Origin of the sequence: Pseudomonas sp. AA-38, assembly GCF_029457475.1 — a bacterium.
Classification (GTDB): domain Bacteria; phylum Pseudomonadota; class Gammaproteobacteria; order Pseudomonadales; family Pseudomonadaceae; genus Aquipseudomonas.
In genome coordinates, this window is record NZ_CP120359.1 from 2,768,405 (window position 1) to 2,784,278 (window position 15,874).

General features: G+C 64.6%; 17 protein-coding genes and 1 other RNA gene. 5 read left to right on the top strand and 13 right to left on the bottom strand.

The genetic code is table 11. The features are described 5' to 3' along the window. Positions 1 to 130 precede the first annotated feature (130 nt). A complete protein-coding gene (locus tag PVE35_RS12630) occupies positions 131 to 1,087 on the top strand; it encodes a fumarylacetoacetate hydrolase family protein (protein ID WP_277374884.1) in 957 nt (318 codons plus the stop codon). Positions 1,088 to 2,100: 1,013 nt separating this feature from the next. Here the strand turns inward: PVE35_RS12630 and ffs are convergent. Together ffs and PVE35_RS12640 are read right to left on the bottom strand one after the other, a co-directional pair. After that, positions 2,101 to 2,197: signal recognition particle sRNA small type (gene ffs, locus PVE35_RS12635), an RNA gene on the bottom strand. Between the two features lie 104 nt (positions 2,198 to 2,301). Then, positions 2,302 to 3,936, bottom strand: coding sequence for a methyl-accepting chemotaxis protein (locus tag PVE35_RS12640; protein WP_277374838.1), 1,635 nt, complete (start codon positions 3,934 to 3,936; stop codon positions 2,302 to 2,304). 253 nt (positions 3,937 to 4,189) lie between these two features. Between PVE35_RS12640 and PVE35_RS12645 the strand changes: the two genes are divergently transcribed. Continuing rightward, a complete protein-coding gene (locus PVE35_RS12645; protein ID WP_268183695.1) occupies positions 4,190 to 4,468 on the top strand; it encodes an HU family DNA-binding protein in 279 nt (92 codons plus the stop codon). Positions 4,469 to 4,517: 49 nt separating this feature from the next. Here the strand turns inward: PVE35_RS12645 and PVE35_RS12650 are convergent, their stop codons facing one another. The 8 genes from PVE35_RS12650 to PVE35_RS12685 form a co-directional block, all read right to left on the bottom strand. Next, positions 4,518 to 4,811 (bottom strand): copper-binding protein, encoded by a 294-nt coding sequence (locus PVE35_RS12650; protein ID WP_277374839.1) that lies wholly within the window; start codon positions 4,809 to 4,811, stop codon positions 4,518 to 4,520. Between the two features lie 20 nt (positions 4,812 to 4,831). After that, positions 4,832 to 5,332, bottom strand: coding sequence for a cupredoxin family protein (locus PVE35_RS12655; RefSeq protein ID WP_277374840.1), 501 nt, complete (start codon positions 5,330 to 5,332; stop codon positions 4,832 to 4,834). A 57-nt stretch (positions 5,333 to 5,389) separates the two neighbouring features. Further along, a complete protein-coding gene (locus PVE35_RS12660) occupies positions 5,390 to 6,802 on the bottom strand; it encodes a copper oxidase (RefSeq protein ID WP_277374841.1) in 1,413 nt (470 codons plus the stop codon). 16 nt (positions 6,803 to 6,818) lie between these two features. After that, positions 6,819 to 8,219, bottom strand: coding sequence for a TolC family protein (locus PVE35_RS12665; RefSeq protein WP_277371994.1), 1,401 nt, complete (start codon positions 8,217 to 8,219; stop codon positions 6,819 to 6,821). Then, a complete protein-coding gene (locus tag PVE35_RS12670) occupies positions 8,206 to 8,505 on the bottom strand; it encodes a hypothetical protein (RefSeq protein ID WP_277371995.1) in 300 nt (99 codons plus the stop codon). Before PVE35_RS12670 ends, PVE35_RS12665 begins: the two co-directional genes overlap by 14 nt. 74 nt (positions 8,506 to 8,579) lie before the next feature. Next, a complete protein-coding gene (locus tag PVE35_RS12675; RefSeq protein WP_268183683.1) occupies positions 8,580 to 8,981 on the bottom strand; it encodes a hypothetical protein in 402 nt (133 codons plus the stop codon). Positions 8,982 to 9,079: 98 nt separating this feature from the next. Further along, the gene (locus PVE35_RS12680) at positions 9,080 to 9,682 is read right to left on the bottom strand and encodes a glutathione S-transferase family protein (protein ID WP_277371996.1); all 603 of its coding nucleotides are present in this window, start codon (positions 9,680 to 9,682) and stop codon (positions 9,080 to 9,082) included. Between the two features lie 131 nt (positions 9,683 to 9,813). After that, a complete protein-coding gene (locus PVE35_RS12685; RefSeq protein ID WP_277371997.1) occupies positions 9,814 to 10,971 on the bottom strand; it encodes a PLP-dependent aminotransferase family protein in 1,158 nt (385 codons plus the stop codon). 82 nt (positions 10,972 to 11,053) lie between these two features. Between PVE35_RS12685 and PVE35_RS12690 the strand changes: the two genes are divergently transcribed. Then, complete coding sequence (locus PVE35_RS12690; protein ID WP_268183679.1) at positions 11,054 to 11,566, top strand: MarR family transcriptional regulator; 513 nt, start codon at positions 11,054 to 11,056, stop codon at positions 11,564 to 11,566. 12 nt (positions 11,567 to 11,578) lie between these two features. On the opposite strand, the gene PVE35_RS12695 is transcribed toward PVE35_RS12690, so the two are convergent. Further along, a complete protein-coding gene (locus PVE35_RS12695) occupies positions 11,579 to 12,214 on the bottom strand; it encodes a hypothetical protein (protein ID WP_277371998.1) in 636 nt (211 codons plus the stop codon). A 142-nt stretch (positions 12,215 to 12,356) separates the two neighbouring features. Between PVE35_RS12695 and PVE35_RS12700 the strand changes: the two genes are divergently transcribed. Both PVE35_RS12700 and PVE35_RS12705 read left to right on the top strand, forming a co-directional pair. Further along, positions 12,357 to 12,968 carry a LysE family translocator gene (locus tag PVE35_RS12700; protein ID WP_268183675.1) on the top strand — a complete coding sequence of 204 codons (612 nt, stop codon included), beginning with the start codon at positions 12,357 to 12,359 and terminating at the stop codon, positions 12,966 to 12,968. Next, positions 12,968 to 14,164 carry a benzoate/H(+) symporter BenE family transporter gene (locus tag PVE35_RS12705; protein ID WP_277371999.1) on the top strand — a complete coding sequence of 399 codons (1,197 nt, stop codon included), beginning with the start codon at positions 12,968 to 12,970 and terminating at the stop codon, positions 14,162 to 14,164. The genes PVE35_RS12700 and PVE35_RS12705 overlap by 1 nt, the downstream gene beginning before the upstream one ends. Before the next feature lie 59 nt (positions 14,165 to 14,223). Here the strand turns inward: PVE35_RS12705 and PVE35_RS12710 are convergent, their stop codons facing one another. Next, positions 14,224 to 14,985 (bottom strand): SDR family oxidoreductase, encoded by a 762-nt coding sequence (locus PVE35_RS12710; protein WP_277372000.1) that lies wholly within the window; start codon positions 14,983 to 14,985, stop codon positions 14,224 to 14,226. A gap of 119 nt (positions 14,986 to 15,104) precedes the next feature. After that, the gene (gene pyrF, locus PVE35_RS12715) at positions 15,105 to 15,806 is read right to left on the bottom strand and encodes an orotidine-5'-phosphate decarboxylase (RefSeq protein WP_277372001.1); all 702 of its coding nucleotides are present in this window, start codon (positions 15,804 to 15,806) and stop codon (positions 15,105 to 15,107) included. Positions 15,807 to 15,874: the final 68 nt, after the last annotated feature.

Consider the following 15,874-nt stretch of genomic DNA (forward strand, 5'->3'; position numbering starts at 1 on the left):
ACGTCGCACCCTGCTCAAGAGCGGCCTGCTGCTGGCCGGCACAGCGATGCTGCCCGCCACCAGCCATGCCGACGAACAACCCAAGCCCCTTGCCACCTCGCACACGACCACCTCCTCGGGAGCCCTTGCCATGCCTGTGCACATCGTCCGCTTCGAGCATCAGAATCTCATCCAGTGGGGGGTCATCCGTCAGGGACTCATCACCCCCATTCCCGGCCAGTACGCCAGCACCGGGGATCTGATCCGCCAGACCCAGTTGAGCGAACTGGCGGCGCTGCCCGAGGGCAACCTGCCGCTCGGCGCGGTGAAACTGCTCTCCCCCGTGACCCGCGATCAGCAGTTCATCTGCCAGGGCGCCAACTATCGGCAGCACATGATCGAATCCGGCATGAACCCGGACGACAAGCACTTCAACATGATCTTCACCAAGGCGACGAGCTGCATCGTCGCGGCGGACAGCGACCTGATCAAACCCCGTGAAGTGCGCTTTCTCGACTACGAGATCGAGCTCGGCCTGGTGCTCAAGCGTGATATCGACAGCCGGCAGGAGGTGACCGATGCCAACCTGCACGAGTTCATCGCCGGCGTGGTGATCGTCAACGACTATTCGGCGCGCGACATTCAGATTCCGCAGATGCAGTTCTACAAGGGCAAGAGCTACCGCACCTTCGGCCCGGTCGGCCCCTATCTCTGCCTGCTCGACGCCCAGGACATGCCCTACCTGAGAAAGCTGCAGTTACGCCTGAGCGTGAACGGCCAGGTACGTCAGGAAGACAGCAGCGCCAACCTCGTCCATGGCCCGGCCGAGACACTGAGCGAACTGTCGGGCGTGCAGGACATGGCCGCCGGCGACCTGATCGCCACCGGCACCCCGGCGGGTTGCGCCCTGAGCGTTCCCTCCCCCATGAAACAGCGCATCGGCGCCCTGCTGCCGGAAGCGGTGAAATGGAAGGCCTTTCTGAAGACCCAGGAAAGCCGTAGCGAGTATTACCTGAAGCCAGGCGATGTCGTCGAAGCCAGCATCCGCAGCGCCGATGGCCGGATCGACCTGGGCATGCAGCGTAATGTTGTGGCTGAGCAGGCCTGAGTTCGTCTCGCCCTGCCCGCCCAGGGCGCGATTGCCGCAGCAGGCGTCTAAAAAATGAGGACCTTCGGGACAATCAGTCTTGATACCGGACTGGCAAGTTTGTGTGGATTGCTGGTTATCCGGGAGTCCGTTCCGGATTGCCGCGTTTTTGCTGATGTTTTTGGTTTCGCCCTCCCGGGCGAGTCACTTTTGGGGCAAAAGTAACCAAAACCTCCGCCCTTTCATCCGGCCCTGGCTGCGCCAGGGTTCGTTCGCTCCATCGCCGCTCCAGAGGCCCGCCGCGGTGGGCCATCCATGGCCCATCGCGGCTCTCGCGACATCCCTGTCGCTCAACCTCTTCCACGACGATTCCGTTCGCCCTCCTGGGCGGGCTCTGCACGCGCCTGAACCTGCGGTAACCCAGAAGTAGCACGGAGTGGTTGAACATGAGGTCAGCCTTAGGGCTGACCAGAATGCCGGCTGCAAGCCGGCAAACTGTTCACCGCATGAAACTGCGCGAATGAAAGTATTGGTTTAACTCGACGACCCAATCGCGATTTCATCGCTACTAGAGCACGCCGAGCAACCTGTGGAATGCCGGTTCGTTCAGGCGCGCGAATGGCCCCTTCAGAAGGGTGAGTGGAATCGTTGCGTAGAGGGTTGAGCGGCATGGATGCCGCGAGAGCCGCGACTGGCCAGGGATGGCCCTTCGCGGCGGGCCCTCGGAGCAGCGATGGAGCGAACGAACCCCGGCGCAGCCGGGGCCGAATGGCGGGGCCAAGCCTTTTTGCCTTCTTTTGTGGCGTTTGACAAAAGAAGGTCGCCGGGGGGCGAAACGGGAAACATCAGCTAAACACCGATAAGCAACTTGAACACTCAAAACAACCGAGCCAACACACAAACTCGCCAGCCCGGTATCAATCAAGCCCAGCATAATGCGAAGAACCAGAAATGCAGGCAAACAAGCTCGCCCGCTGCAGCACAGGCATGCAGAAAGAAATCATCGAAAACAGGGAGAAGTAATTGGAGGTGAACCCTACCAGCCACACCCCGGCACACGATGTTCCCGCTGTGGCTGCTCCCTTCCGGGCCTGACCAGGTTCACGGGTAATCATTGCGAGGGGACCGGCAGGGCCCACCATAACGAAGCCCGTCATTGCGACGGGCCGCGCCATTGTAACGACTAAATGCAAACTTACAACCGCCTCAAGCACTTAGAAGCACCAGGCGAGTTATCAGACCCGAAAACGCCCCACCAACTGGGCAAGACCATAGGACAGGTCGGACAGATGCCGACTGGCCATGGTGCTCTGCTCGGCGGTTTGCGAAGCTTCGTTGGACAACTCGCGAATGTCGCTGATGTTACGCGCGATCTCTTCGGTCACGCTGCTCTGCTCCTCGCAGGCCGTGGCGATCTGCGCCGCCATGTCGTTGATGCGCTGCACCGAGTCGCCGGTGGCGCTCAGGGCCTGATCGACGCCCGCGGCCTGCTCCACGCTCTGCCGGGCCCGTTCGCTGCCCATGTGCGTCGCCTTGACGGCATTCTGCACGCCGATCTGCAGCCGCTCGATCATGCCCTGGATGTCCTTGGTGGACTCCTGGGTGCGAGCCGCCAGTGCACGCACCTCGTCCGCCACCACGGCGAAGCCCCGGCCCTGCTCACCGGCACGTGCTGCCTCGATGGCGGCATTGAGCGCCAGCAGGTTGGTCTGATCGGCAATGCCCTTGATCACCGCCAGCACGGCACCGATGTTGGCCGCGTCCTGCTCCAGGGTCTGAATGCTCGAGGAGGCGCTCTCCACCTCCTGTGCCAGTTGGCGGATGGAGCTGATGGTGACACCGACTACCTGGGCCCCGTCCCGTGACTGCTGTTCGGCACTGCGCGCGGCATCTGCCGCATTCTGGGCATTACGGGCCACCTCATGCACCGCCGCACTCATTTGCGTCGCTGCGGTGCTGACCTGGTCGACCGCCGCATGCTCGCTGCTGATCAGACGGTCATTGGCAGCCGCCAGGCCGGCCAGGCTCCTGGCCGAATCAGCCACTTCGTCGGTCACTCGTCCGACTTCCTTGATCAAGGGTTGCAGCTTGTCGAGAAAGCGGTTGAAGGCATGGCTGAGCTGGCCCAGCTCATCTTTGGACAATACGTCGAGACGCACGCGCAGGTCGCCGTCGCCATCGGCGATCTGCTCGATGCGGTGCAACAGATTGTGCAAGGGGCGCGTCACCAGAAAGGGAAAGCCCAGCACCAGCAGCAGGCACAGGGACACGCCAACGGCGATCAGCATGCCCTGCTGCCAGGACAGGGCCTGCCCTGTGGCGATGGCAGCAGCACCCTCGGCGTTGGCGGCCTCGTCCTCCAGTTCACCAAGCTTGTCGAGGGCAGAACGCGCCGTCTGGAATTGCTCTTCGCTTTCACCGAAGCTGAGCCTGCTGGCCGCCTGGGCATCGCTCGTCGCCAACTGCATGACCTGCGCGGAAGTGGCCTTCCAGCGCTCGAAGCCTCGGTCGAACTCGGCGACCAGGGCGAGCGCCTCGGCACCAGGCTGCAGATCGGCGAACTTGTGCACGCGCTCATGGGCTTGCTGCAGGTTTTCGGCATGGAATGCACGCAGATCCTCGGCATTGCCGGCGGCATCCTCGTCAAGCAGGCTGCGCTCAGCCACGAAGGCCTGGTACAGGTCTCGATCCGCATTGAGCAGGAGGCTGATGGCAGGCAGGTGTTGCTGCGTGAGGATGGTACTGGAGGTAGCGACCTGGGTGATGCCACGCATGCCCAGCGCCCCCATGATCACCAGCAACGTGGCCAGCAGCAGAATTGGCAGGGCGATTTTCCAGCGGAAACCAAGGTCGGCGAAGATACGCAACATGATTGCACCTCAGTACCAGACGGATATGCCTTAGCATAGTCGAGGCTGGCGAGCTGCATCAGCCAATCTCCAGCCGATGTTTTCATCCGCCGCCTGGAACCCCGGCACGTCCTGCGACACTAAGCCCTATCGGAAAGAAAGCCCTGACACTGGCGTTAAAGTACGTTTGTGCTAGCTTCTTCTGGTTTTCGGCGCCGCCTGCCATAGCGGCCTTCGGCGCACCGAATCTCTCACCCGCATATGGAGTTACATCATGGCAATGACCAAAGACCAACTGATCAGCGACCTGGCCGAGGCCACCTCCCTGCCCAAGGCCAGCGTGCGTGGCCTGATCGACCAGTTGGCCGAGATCGTCGGTGACGCACTGGAAAACGATGGTGAGATCACCCTGCCTGGCATCGGCAAGCTGAAGGTGAGCGAGCGCCCGGCCCGTACCGGCCGCAACCCGCAGACCGGCAAGAGCATCGAGATCGCCGCCAAGAAGGTGGTCAAGCTGGTGCCGGCCAAGGCCCTGAGCGACAGCCTGAACTGATCTGTCACGCGGTCGCCTCCGTCAGGGGGCGACCGCTGCGACCCCGCGCTTATTTCTCCCCAGGTTGCAATTTGGTCACCACGTAGCGGCTGCCGCGCTGCTCTACCTGAAACCTCACCTTGTCCCCCACCGCCACCTGCTCCAGCAGGCTGGGCGGATCGACCTCGAACACCATGGTCATCGGTGGCATGCCCACGCTGGCGATGGGGCCATGGCGCAGGGTGATCTTGTTTGTGTTGCTGTCCACCTTGCGCACCTCGCCCTGGCTCAATGGCGCAGGTTCGGCGGCTTGCAGGTTGAAACTGAGCAGGGCGGTCAAGACGGCGATCATGGTGTGTTTCATCAGGGTTTTCCTCTTGTCGGTCATTTGGCCAGCACCTCAATGCTTCCGGTCATACCAGCCTGATAATGGCCAGCGATCAGGCAGGCGAAATCGAATTCCCCCGCGCGGTTGAATGTCCAGATGATCTCGCCGGTCTGCCCTGGCGCAACATGTGCCATATAGGGCTCGTCGTGCTCCATGCCGGGAAACCTGGCCATCATCTCGGCATGCTTGTCCAGATCGGCGCGGGTGCCGAGCACGAACTCGTGCTGCGTTTGTCCATCATTGTGAATGACCAGGCGAATGCTCTCCCCTTGCCTGACCTGTAGCCGATCCGGGGTGAAACGCATCTGGTCGCTCATGCGAATATCGATGCTGCGATCGACCTTCCCGGCCTCGCCAGCGATGCCCCAGGGCATCTGCTCCATGGGCATCGACATGTCCATCGCCTGATGCTTCATGTGCTCTTCACCGTGAGCATGAATCAGGGGGCTGGCGAGCAGCCCGCTCAGGGTCAGCACCAATAGCGGTAGTCTTTTCATCGCGTCGTTCTCCATCTCACGTGGTCAACGGGCCACTCACGGCAGCCCGCCCGTCATTCAATGCCCGGCATGCCCGCCGGGTTTGCGTACCTGTACTTCAACCGGCGCCTCGACCGGCTGCTTGAGGGGCATCGACTGGCCACCGCCTTCGTGCGAGCGACTCGGGCTGAGCAGTGCGCCCTTCCACTCATAAGCCACCGTGCCGGCCGGGTGCTTGAACCAGCCAGGATCACGGTAGTCACCAGCAGCCTGCTCCTTGCGCACCTTGAGTACGGTGAACATGCCACCCATCTCCACCGAGCCGAAGGGGCCGTCGCCGGTCATCATCGGCACGGTGTTGTCCGGCAGCGGCATCTGCATCTCGGCCATGTCGGCCATGCCGCGCTCGCCCATGACCATGTAATCGGGCACCAGCTTGGCGATCTTGCCGGTCATGTCGCGGTGATCGACGCCGACCAGCGTCGGCAGGTCGTGGCCCATGGCATTCATGGTGTGGTGACTCTTGTGGCAGTGCAGCGCCCAGTCGCCTTCCTCGTCAGCGATGAATTCGACCTGGCGCATCTGCCCCACTGCCACGTCGGTGGTCACCTCCGGCCAGCGCGATCCGAGCGGTGTCGGCCCACCGTCGGTACCGGTGACCTCGAACTCGTGACCATGCAGGTGGATCGGGTGATTGGTCATGGTCAGGTTGCCGACCCGCAGGCGCACCCGTTCGCCCTGGCGCGCCACCAGCGGGTCGATGCCAGGGAACACGCGGCTGTTGAAGGTCCACAGGTTGAAGTCGAGCATCTGCATGATCTTCGGCGTATAGGCGCCGGGCTCGATGTCGTAGGCATTGAGCAGGAAGCAGTAGTCGCGATCCACCTCGCTGATCAGCGGGTGATGCTCCTTGGGGTGGGTGACCCAGAAACCCATCATGCCCATGGCCATCTGTACCATCTCGTCGGCGTGCGGGTGGTACATGAAGGTGCCGGGGCGCCGCGCGACGAACTCGTAGACGAAGGTCTTGCCCACTGGAATCGCCGGCTGGGTCAGGCCCGAGACGCCATCCATGCCGTTGGGCAGGCGCTGGCCGTGCCAGTGGATGCTGGTGTGCTCGGGCAGCTTGTTGGTGACGAAGATGCGCACCCGGTCGCCCTCCACTACCTCGATGGTCGGCCCCGGCGACTGGCCGTTGTAACCCCACAGGTGGGCCTTGTAGCCAGGCGCCAGTTCGCGTACCACCGGCTCGGCGACCAGGTGGAACTCCTTGACGCCATCGTTCATGCGCCACGGCAGGGTCCAGCCATTGAGGGTGACCACCGGGTTGTAGGGCCGCCCGCTGTTCGGTTGCAGCGGCGGTTGGGTGTCGGCGCTGGCCTGCAGTACCGGCTCGGGCAGAGCGGCCATGGATACCCGGCTGACCGCCGAGGTGGCCACGGCGGCGCCGATGGCACTGGCGCCGAGAAAGAAATCACGTCGTGAAACCATGTCAGCAGTTCCTTGTTCAGTGGCCGCCAGCGGCCGGCTCGGCACTGGCGGCAGGCGCCGCGGCGAGCGAAGGATTGGGGGCGCCCAGCAGGGCCATGTCGAGATCGGCGCGAGCCAGCCAGAAATCACGCTGCGCCTGCAGGTAGCCATCCACCGCTTGCACCTGGCGGCGCGCGTCGGCGAGCAGCTCGAAGGTGCTGATGAACATGCCGTTGTAGCGCAGCAGGTTCTCCTCGGCGATGCGCTGGCGCAGCGGCAGCACTTCGGTGCGATAGTGCTGCGCCAGTTCAAAGGCGTTGCGGTAGGCCTGGTAGGCCTCGCGCACCTGCGAGCGGGCGTTGATCGCCGTCTCGGCGGCGCGGTTGAGCGCCTGGCGATACTGCGCCTCGGCCCGCGCCACCTTGGCGCCGCTCCAATCGAACAGCGGCAGTTCGACGCTGATCTCGTAGCCGCGCTGGGTCGGCTCCTCGTTGGAGCGGTTGTTCACTACGCCCAGCTCCAGCACGTTGATGAAGCGCGTGGTGCGGGTCAGACCGAGGTTCTGCGCCAGACGCTCGGTGTCCAGACGCATGGCCTGGATGTCCTGGCGCTGACTCATGGCCAAACGCTCCACGTCCGGCAGTTCCTCGGCCTGTTCAGGCAGCGTCGGCAAGCGCTCGGGCAAGCGATAGGCGAGTTGCTCACCCCACAGGCCCAGCAACCGGGTCAACCGTTCGCGGCTGGAGACCCGCGCCTGCTCGGCGCGCAGCAGCGCGATGCCAGCCTCGGCATAGAAGTTCTGCTGCTCGGCCTGCTGCAGCTTGCTGAAGTTGCCGACTGCCGCCAGCCTGCGCGCCAGCTCGGCGCTGGCCTCGGCGGCCTCCAGCACCTGCTGCGCATAGACGCGGCTCTCCTCGGCGGCAACCGCCTGATACCAGGCCTTGCGTGTCTCGCTGGCCAGCTCGACCACCGCCAGGCTGGTCTGCCGCTGCAACTGCTCGAAGCGACGGCCCTCCATGCGCGAGCTCAGCGGCAGAGCGATCAAGCGCGCCAGGTTGAGGTGCAGACCGCGCTCGTATTCCACCTCGCTGCCCTTCTGCAAACGCCCGTAGGAGAAACCGGGATTGGGCAGGCGCCCGGCCTGCACCCGCTCGGCCTCACCGATGCCCAGCTCGTCGAAGGACGCCTGCAGGCCACGGTTATTGAGCAGCGCCAACTGGATGGCGGCGTCCAGGCTCAGGGGTTCGCCCAGCAATTCGGCGACACGGGCCTCGATCTGGCTACGCCCGGCCTCGTCGCGCGCCCAGAGTAGCTGCTTGTCCAGGCGCTTTTCGGCGACCTGCTGCACCGGGCCGAAACCGCCGTCCTGGCTGAAACCGACACAGCCGACCAGCAACAGTGTGGCGCAGAGCATCACGGCAAGTTTAATGGTGGTCATGGCCACCTCCCGCGGCGGGTTCGGCGCCCTGCTCGGCCGGCTGCTCCCAGCTTTCCATGCTGTAACTGCGCCAGCCGCCGATACGGCCGACCAGATCGTTGGCCGCGCGCCAGTCCTGCAAAGGCTCGTCGGCCTGGGCGCGGTAGTCGTGCAGGGGGGAACGGTAATCCTGCGCCGGCACGGCGGCATTGGCGTCCAGCGGGTCGGGCTGGGCCGCCATCAGGATGCCGGGCAGCGCCAGGGCAGCGATGCCCAGCAGCCTTCCGGCAAGGGAATGCAAAGTCATGATGTGTTCTCGCATGCAGCGGCCAGGCGGCCGCGTGAGCTACAGGCGCCGCAGAACGGCGCTACCTAAAAGGCTCAGGCGAGAGAAAGACGCGGGGGGCGTTCGGGGGTGTCGGCCACGCCGACGATAAGGCGGTCGGGCCAGGCGGCAGCCGGCTCGACGGCTTGCAGGGCGGAGTCGTTCAGAAACGGCTGGCTAGGCGCGGCGATACCGACGCAGAAGGCGCACAGGGAACAGAACCCCGTATCGGCTGGAGCATCGCTGCCGGCAACCGGGGCGTCTTGCTGCACGCCATGTGAGCTGCCAGCCGCCATCTCGTGGTGCATGCCATGCTCGTCATGCTGACTGGCGCTGATCTGCAGGGTGCTGCTGCGATGCACCTGCTCGCACAACTGCATGCCGAGCGCCGCCATGGCCTGTGCCGGCAGGGCCAGCATCAGCATCCAGATCAGGGCGGTACGCAGGGATTGGCGCATGGAGTCGCGAAGCCAGAGTCAGAGGGCGATGAACCGGATTATCCGTGCTGATGGGGCTTTGTCCAGCCCCATCACGAAAGCACGGCCAGCGGCGCGCTTCAGCCGAGCATGGTCACATGCCGTGGATGGCTGGCAGCCCGGTCGAGCCAGGCACGAATGGCAGGGAAAGCCTCCAGGCTGAAGCCGCCCTCGTCCGCCACGTGGGTGTAGGCATACAGGGCGATATCGGCGATGGAGTACTGCTCGCCGACCAGATAGGGCGTGCGCTCCAGTTGCTTTTCCATCACTTTCAGCGCCTTGTAGCCCAGCGCCAGGCAGCGAGCGTGCTCCTCACGGCGAGACTCCGGCATGCCCTGATAAAGCTGGATGAAACGCGCCACCGCGACATAGGGCTCATGGCTGTACTGCTCGAAGAACTGCCACTGCAGCACCTGGGTGCGCAGACGCGGCTCTGTCGGCAGGAACTCGCTGCCATCGGCGAGGAAGTTGAGAATGGCGTTGGACTCCCACAGGCAGGTACCGTCCTCCAGCTCCAGCACCGGAATCTTGCCGTTGGGGTTCTTGGCCAGGAAGGCTTCGCTCTGCGTCTCGCCCTTGAGGATATCGATGGGAATCCACTGATACTCCTTGCCCAGCAGATGCAGCATCAGCTTGACCTTGTAGCAGTTGCCCGAGCGGTAATCACCGTAGACCTTGAACATCGCGTGCCCTCCCTAACAATCGTCGCGGCGGGTTCGCCGCCAATCGCCCCGCTTCTGTAGGAACTACCACGTCCGGGAAATTCGCGGCTGAAGCGGAATACCGCCCAGCCGCTCCTACAGAAACCAATCAATCATGCGCTCTGCGCATCACGAATCACCGTCGCCAACCGGCGCAGCCCCTCACCCAGGCGCTCCGGCGCCACATGGCTGAAGTTCAGTCGCAGATGACCGGGGTTGGCGTCCGGGTCGATGAAGAACGGCTCGCCCGGCATGAAGGCGACGTTCTGCGCCAGCGCCGCGTCCAGCAGCGTGCGGGTATCCAGCGGCTGCTTGAGGGTCAGCCAGAAGAACAGCCCACCCTGCGGAATCTGCCAGTCGGCCAGCTCGCCGAAGTGCTCGACCAGCGCGGCCTGCATGGCATCACGGCGCACACGGTAGAAGTCGCGCAGTTCGGCCAGATGGCCGCGATACTGCTCGCTGCCCAGCCATTGCAGCGCCTGCCACTGGCCGATGCGGTTGGTGTGCAGATCCGCCGACTGCTTCAGGCGCAGCAGGTGCGGGAACAGATCAGGCGTGGCAATCAGGTAGCCCACGCGCAGGCCTGGCAGCAGGGTCTTGGACACGGTGCCGGTGTAGATCCAGCTAGCCTTCTGCAAACGGCTGACGATGGGCGTGGCGCTGCCGGCGTCAAACACCAGTTCGCGGTATGGCTCGTCTTCGATCAGGGTGACGCCGAACTCGTCGAGCAGCGCCGCCACGGCATCGCGCTTGGCCTCACTGTAGCGGGTACCGGACGGGTTCTGGAAGGTCGGGATCAGGTAGGCGAAGGCCGGCTTGTGGTTTTCCAGGCGCTGACGCAGCGCCGCCAGTTCGGGGCCGTCGGCCTCCTGCGGCACGCTGATGCAAGCGGCGCCGAATAGCTGGAAGGCTTGCAGCGCAGCCAGGTAGGTCGGCGCCTCGAGCAGCACTTCAGTGCCCGGATCGATGAACAGCTTGGCGGCCAGATCCAGGGTTTGCTGCGAACCACTGACGATCAGCACCTGGCTGGCTTCGCAGGGCACGCCCAGGGCACGCGCCTCGGCAGCGATGGCTTCACGCAGCGCCGGTTCCCCCTCGCTCATGCCGTACTGACCCATGCTCGCCGGCATCTCGGCCCAGTCTACCTTCGGCAGCATTGGCTCGGCCGGCAGCCCACCGGCGAAGGACATCACCTCGGGGCGCTGCGCCGCGGCAAGGATTTCACGGATCAGGGAGCTTTTCAGGCGGGCGATGCGTTCGGAGAAGGCCATGGGATGTCCTGGGGTGCCAAAGTCGGAAAATTGAGTCAAACTTCTTGACCGAAATTACGCCGCCACCCAGAGATACGTCAATATGGCTGACCTAAAAAGTTTTCCTGGGAAATTTGCCACGACAGCCAGCGACAGCCAGCAGGATGGTCGACAGGCAACACCGACGATGAGGCACGCAGCCGTGCAGCAGGCGGCCATGGAGGCCTTTTTCTTCGGCTACCAGGCCTTCACCGCCAAGCCGGACGAAATGCTCGCCAAGCGCGGCCTGTCACGCGTGCACCACCGTATTCTGTTCTTCATCGCCAAGTACCCGGGCCTGAACATGACCGAGCTGCTCGGCTATCTGGGTGTCAGCAAGCAGGCACTGAACACCCCGCTGCGACAACTGATCGAGATGAACCTGGTACGCAGCGAGGCCGCGCCGGACGACAAGCGCAAGCGCCTGCTGGGTTTCACACCCGAGGGTGCCAAGCTGGAACAGGCCCTGCGCCGCGAACAGGCGCGCCTGCTGCAGCGGGTATTCGACGAGATGGGTGAAGAAGCAGTGGCTGGCTGGCTGGAAGTCAACCGAGCACTGGCACGCGGCCGTCAGTAGTGGCGGCGCGCGTCAGTCCAACTCATTGGCGGCGCGCAGAAACACCAACGCCATTGCCACGCCGCTGGCCAGCAATGGCAGCGTTGACAGCATGATCAACACCACGCTGGCCAGCAGCACGCCGCCGATGACGTTCATCCAGGCCATCACCCGCAATGAAGGATACGGCAGGCTCACGCGCAGCAGCCGTATCCCCAGCCAGACCATGGTGCTGCCCATCAGCACCAACAGGGTGATATACAACAGGGTGACGGGGTTGAGGCCAGCAAACAGCCGCGCCCCCAGCCAGAAATCCATCACGCCCATCAGCAGACTCAGCCCGACCAGCAGCCAAACCGGCGCACCCAGGCCACTGGCGGCGAAACGCTGCTCGGCCAGCGCCTTGAAGCGCATCAGCAGGTAGCAGCCGATCAATAACAGCACGGCACTCATCCAGTCGGTGTAGCGCACCAGTTGTGCCGCCTGGCTATCACTGAGCCAGGTGCTGGCGAGCATCAGCAGCATCTGCAGCGCGTCGCCCAGCGTCGCCACCAGCGCCAACATGCCCAGCACCTGCAACTGGCGCCGGCTCCAGCCAGGCAAGACAGGCTGCGCTGGCGGCTCGAGCAATTCGACCTGCGGTGTACTGAAAGGATTGTCCGGTTGCATGAGCACGCCTCACGGCAGAAAAGCCGAGGCTAACCAGCCAGCAGGCAGTTGGCCAGACTGTACGGCCAATCACGCTGCTTGCTGTACCGGGACGGCGCCCAGCCGGCGCAATAGGCTGATGCTCGCTCAACGGAGAAGCACCATGACCCCTGAACTGCTGCTGGCTTTCGTCGCCTTCGCCCTCGTCACCTCCATCACCCCCGGCCCGAACAACATGATGTTGCTGGCCTCCGGGGTGAACTTCGGCATTCGCCGCAGCCTGCCGCACATGCTCGGCATCAGCCTGGGCTTCATGCTCCTGGTGATCGCCGTGGGCATGGGCCTGGGCCAGCTATTCGAGCGCCTGCCCCTGCTGCACGAGGTGCTGCGCTATGGCGGCGCCGCCTACCTGCTGTACCTGGCCTGGAAGATCGCCCAGGCCGGCGCGCCGCAAGGCCGTGATACGCCAGGCGCCAAGCCCTTTACCTTCCTCCAGGCGGCTGCCTTCCAGTGGGTCAATCCCAAGGCCTGGATCATGGCCATCGGCGCCATCACCACCTACACGCCGCATGAGGGGTTCTTCACCAACGTGCTGCTGATTGCTGCTCTGTTCGCCTTGGTCAACTGCCCCAGCGTCGGCCTGTGGACGGTAGCCGGCAGCCTGTTGCGCAACTGGCTGGACAACCCGCGAGCCCTGCGCGCATTCAATATCGCAATGGCGTTACTCTTGGTCGCCTCGCTGTATCCCATCGTCATCGAAACAGGACTGTTCTGATGCAAGACGCAACACTCCCCCGCCTGCGCCCGCTGGCCGATAGCTCCACTTCGTCGGTCGTGGCGGGTTTCATCGCCATGCTCACCGGCTACACCAGCTCGCTGGTGCTGATGTTCCAGGCCGGCCAGGCCGCCGGGCTGAGCAATGGGCAGATTTCTTCATGGATCTGGGCACTGTCGATCGGCATGGCGTTGTGCTGCATCGTCCTGTCGCTGCGTTACCGCGCGCCGGTGATGATCGCCTGGTCGACCCCAGGTGCCGCGCTGCTGATCACCAGCCTGCCGCAGGTGTCCTACGGCGAGGCCATCGGTGCCTACATCCTGGCCTCCGGACTGATCGTGCTCATCGGCCTGACCGGCACCTTCGACCGCCTGATGCGCCGCATCCCCGCCTCCATAGCGGCTGCGTTGCTGGCTGGTGTGCTGTTCAAGATCGGCCTGGAAATCTGCAACGCCGCCGAGCAGCAGCCCTGGCTGGTACTGGCGATGCTGCTCGCCTACCTGTTCGGCAAGCGCCTGTGGCCGCGCTATGCGGTGCTCGCCGCGCTGATCGTCGGCAGCGTGCTGGCTGGCGTGCTGGGCCTGCTGGATTTCACCGGCTTCCATCTGGAGCTGGCCACGCCGCAGTGGACCACGCCGAGTTTCTCGCTGTCGGCCGCCATCAGCATTGGCATCCCGCTGTTCATCGTCGCCATGGCCTCGCAGAACCTGCCGGGCATGGCCGTGCTGCGTGCCAATGGTTATGACGTGCCGGCCTCGCCGCTGCTGACCAGCACCGGCCTGGTGTCGGTGCTGATGGCGCCGTTCGGCAGCCACGGCATCCATATGGCGGCGATCAGCGCGGCGATCTGCGCAGGCCCCGAGGCTCATGAAGACCCACGCAAGCGCTATACCGCAGCGGTCTGGTGCGGGGTGTTCTACGGTATCGCCGGCATCTTCGGCGCCACGCTGGCGGCGCTGTTCGCCGCGCTACCGGCGGCGCTGATCCTGTCCATCGCCGCGCTGGCGCTGTTCGCCTCGATCATCGGTGGCCTGACCCAGGCCATGAGCGAACCGAACGAGCGCGAAGCGGCGTTGGTGACCTTTTTGGTCACGGCCTCGGGCATGACCCTGCTTGGCGTGGGCTCGGCGTTCTGGGGCATAGTCGCCGGGCTGCTGACCCTGGCGGTTCTCACTGCAGGCAAGCGCGCGGTCTGAGTTGTCCATGCACGACAAAGGCGCCCTTGGGCGCCTTTGTCGTTGTTGCCGCGAGCCGCTCAGATCGCCGTGGCCCCACCATCCACCGCCAGGGCATGGCCGGTAGTGAAGGCCGCGTGGTCGCTGCACAGGTAGAGCACGGCGGCGGCGATTTCCTCCACCTTGCCGATGCGCCCGACCGGGTGCATGGCGGCCGCGAACTCGCCCTTCTTCGGGTCGGCCTCGTAAGCGCGGCGGAACATGTCGGTGTCGATCACGGCCGGGCACACGGCGTTGACACGGATTTTCTTCTTCGCGTACTCGATCGCCGCCGACTTGGTCAGGCCGATCACCGCATGCTTGGAGGCGGCGTAGATGCTCATCTTCGGCGCGGCGCCCAGGCCCGCCACCGAGGAGGTGTTGACGATGGCACCACCACCCTGGGCCAGCAGCAGCGGAATCTGGTGCTTCATGCATAGCCAGACGCCCTTGACGTTGACGCCCATGATGGCGTCGAACTCGGCCTCGCTGCCGTCGGCCAGCTTGCCTTGCTCGATCTCGATGCCGGCATTGTTGAAGGCGTAGTCCAGGCGACCGTACTGCGCCACGGTGGCGTCCATCAGCGCCTTGACCTCGGCGTCACGGCTCACGTCGCAGCGCACGAAGCAGGCGTCACCACCGGCTGCGCGAATCAGCGCGACGGTGCCTTCGCCGCCACTCACATCGACATCGGACACCACCACCTTGAGCCCTTCGGCGGCGAAGGCCTGGGCCGTGGCGCGACCGATACCAGCGGCACCGCCGGTGACCAGAGCAACCTGGCCGGAGAACCTCATGCTCATCTGTGCTTCCTCGCAGCGATTCTTGTTGAACAGGCAAGGAGTCTAGCCAGCAAGCCAGGCCGCGAGCAGCACTATCAGGCGTTGGAGTGACGGGTCATGCAGCAGACTGATGGGGCGGCTCAGCCCTGTAGTTCGGCGACCACCTCCGCCAGCGCCTGCGCCGGGTCGGCGGCCTGGCTGATCGGGCGACCGATCACCAGGTAGTCGGAGCCGGCCTCCAGCGCCTGACGTGGGGTCAGGATGCGCTTCTGGTCATCAGCGCTGCTACCAGCCGGGCGGATGCCGGGGGTGACCAGTTGCAGGCGCGGCTGCGCCACCTTGAGCGCACAGGCCTCCTGCGCCGAGCAGACCAGGCCATCGAGCCCGGCCTCGGCGGCCAGGCCGGCCAGGCGCAGCACTTGCTCCTGTGGCGGCACGTCCAGGCCGATGCCGGCCAGATCCTGCTGCTCCATACTGGTCAGCACCGTCACGCCGATCAACAGCGGCTTGGCGCCGGCCAGCTTGTCCAGCTCGTTACGGCAGGCGGCCATCATGCGCAGGCCGCCGGAGCAGTGCACGTTGACCATCCACACCCCCAGCTCGGCCGCGGCCTTGACCGCCATGGCGGTGGTGTTGGGAATGTCGTGGAATTTCAGGTCGAGGAACAGCTCGAAGCCCTTGGCCTGCAAGGCCTCGACCACCTGCGGGCCGCTGCGGGTGAACAGTTCCTTGCCCACCTTGACCCGGCACAGCGCCGGATCGAGCCGGTCGGCCAGGGCCAGGGCGGCGTCGGAGCTGGGAAAGTCGAGGGCAACGATGATCGGGGTCTGGCAGGCAGGCATGGGCGGGTCTCGGACAGGACAAAAACGCCGCGCATTGTAGCGCAAAGCATCCTGGCACTGGTCGCGGC

What these genes read in the sequence shown, in the direction of transcription:
- PVE35_RS12630 (WP_277374884.1), top strand. Translation starts at nt 131, where the DNA reads ATGCCTGTGCACATCGTCCGCTTCGAGCATCAGAATCTCATCCAGTGG.
- PVE35_RS12640 (WP_277374838.1), bottom strand. Translation starts at nt 3,936, where the DNA reads ATGTTGCGTATCTTCGCCGACCTTGGTTTCCGCTGGAAAATCGCCCTG.
- PVE35_RS12645 (WP_268183695.1), top strand. Translation starts at nt 4,190, where the DNA reads ATGGCAATGACCAAAGACCAACTGATCAGCGACCTGGCCGAGGCCACC.
- PVE35_RS12650 (WP_277374839.1), bottom strand. Translation starts at nt 4,811, where the DNA reads ATGAAACACACCATGATCGCCGTCTTGACCGCCCTGCTCAGTTTCAAC.
- PVE35_RS12655 (WP_277374840.1), bottom strand. Translation starts at nt 5,332, where the DNA reads ATGAAAAGACTACCGCTATTGGTGCTGACCCTGAGCGGGCTGCTCGCC.
- PVE35_RS12660 (WP_277374841.1), bottom strand. Translation starts at nt 6,802, where the DNA reads ATGGTTTCACGACGTGATTTCTTTCTCGGCGCCAGTGCCATCGGCGCC.
- PVE35_RS12665 (WP_277371994.1), bottom strand. Translation starts at nt 8,219, where the DNA reads ATGACCACCATTAAACTTGCCGTGATGCTCTGCGCCACACTGTTGCTG.
- PVE35_RS12670 (WP_277371995.1), bottom strand. Translation starts at nt 8,505, where the DNA reads ATGACTTTGCATTCCCTTGCCGGAAGGCTGCTGGGCATCGCTGCCCTG.
- PVE35_RS12675 (WP_268183683.1), bottom strand. Translation starts at nt 8,981, where the DNA reads ATGCGCCAATCCCTGCGTACCGCCCTGATCTGGATGCTGATGCTGGCC.
- PVE35_RS12680 (WP_277371996.1), bottom strand. Translation starts at nt 9,682, where the DNA reads ATGTTCAAGGTCTACGGTGATTACCGCTCGGGCAACTGCTACAAGGTC.
- PVE35_RS12685 (WP_277371997.1), bottom strand. Translation starts at nt 10,971, where the DNA reads ATGGCCTTCTCCGAACGCATCGCCCGCCTGAAAAGCTCCCTGATCCGT.
- PVE35_RS12690 (WP_268183679.1), top strand. Translation starts at nt 11,054, where the DNA reads ATGGCTGACCTAAAAAGTTTTCCTGGGAAATTTGCCACGACAGCCAGC.
- PVE35_RS12695 (WP_277371998.1), bottom strand. Translation starts at nt 12,214, where the DNA reads ATGCAACCGGACAATCCTTTCAGTACACCGCAGGTCGAATTGCTCGAG.
- PVE35_RS12700 (WP_268183675.1), top strand. Translation starts at nt 12,357, where the DNA reads ATGACCCCTGAACTGCTGCTGGCTTTCGTCGCCTTCGCCCTCGTCACC.
- PVE35_RS12705 (WP_277371999.1), top strand. Translation starts at nt 12,968, where the DNA reads ATGCAAGACGCAACACTCCCCCGCCTGCGCCCGCTGGCCGATAGCTCC.
- PVE35_RS12710 (WP_277372000.1), bottom strand. Translation starts at nt 14,985, where the DNA reads ATGAGCATGAGGTTCTCCGGCCAGGTTGCTCTGGTCACCGGCGGTGCC.
- pyrF (WP_277372001.1), bottom strand. Translation starts at nt 15,806, where the DNA reads ATGCCTGCCTGCCAGACCCCGATCATCGTTGCCCTCGACTTTCCCAGC.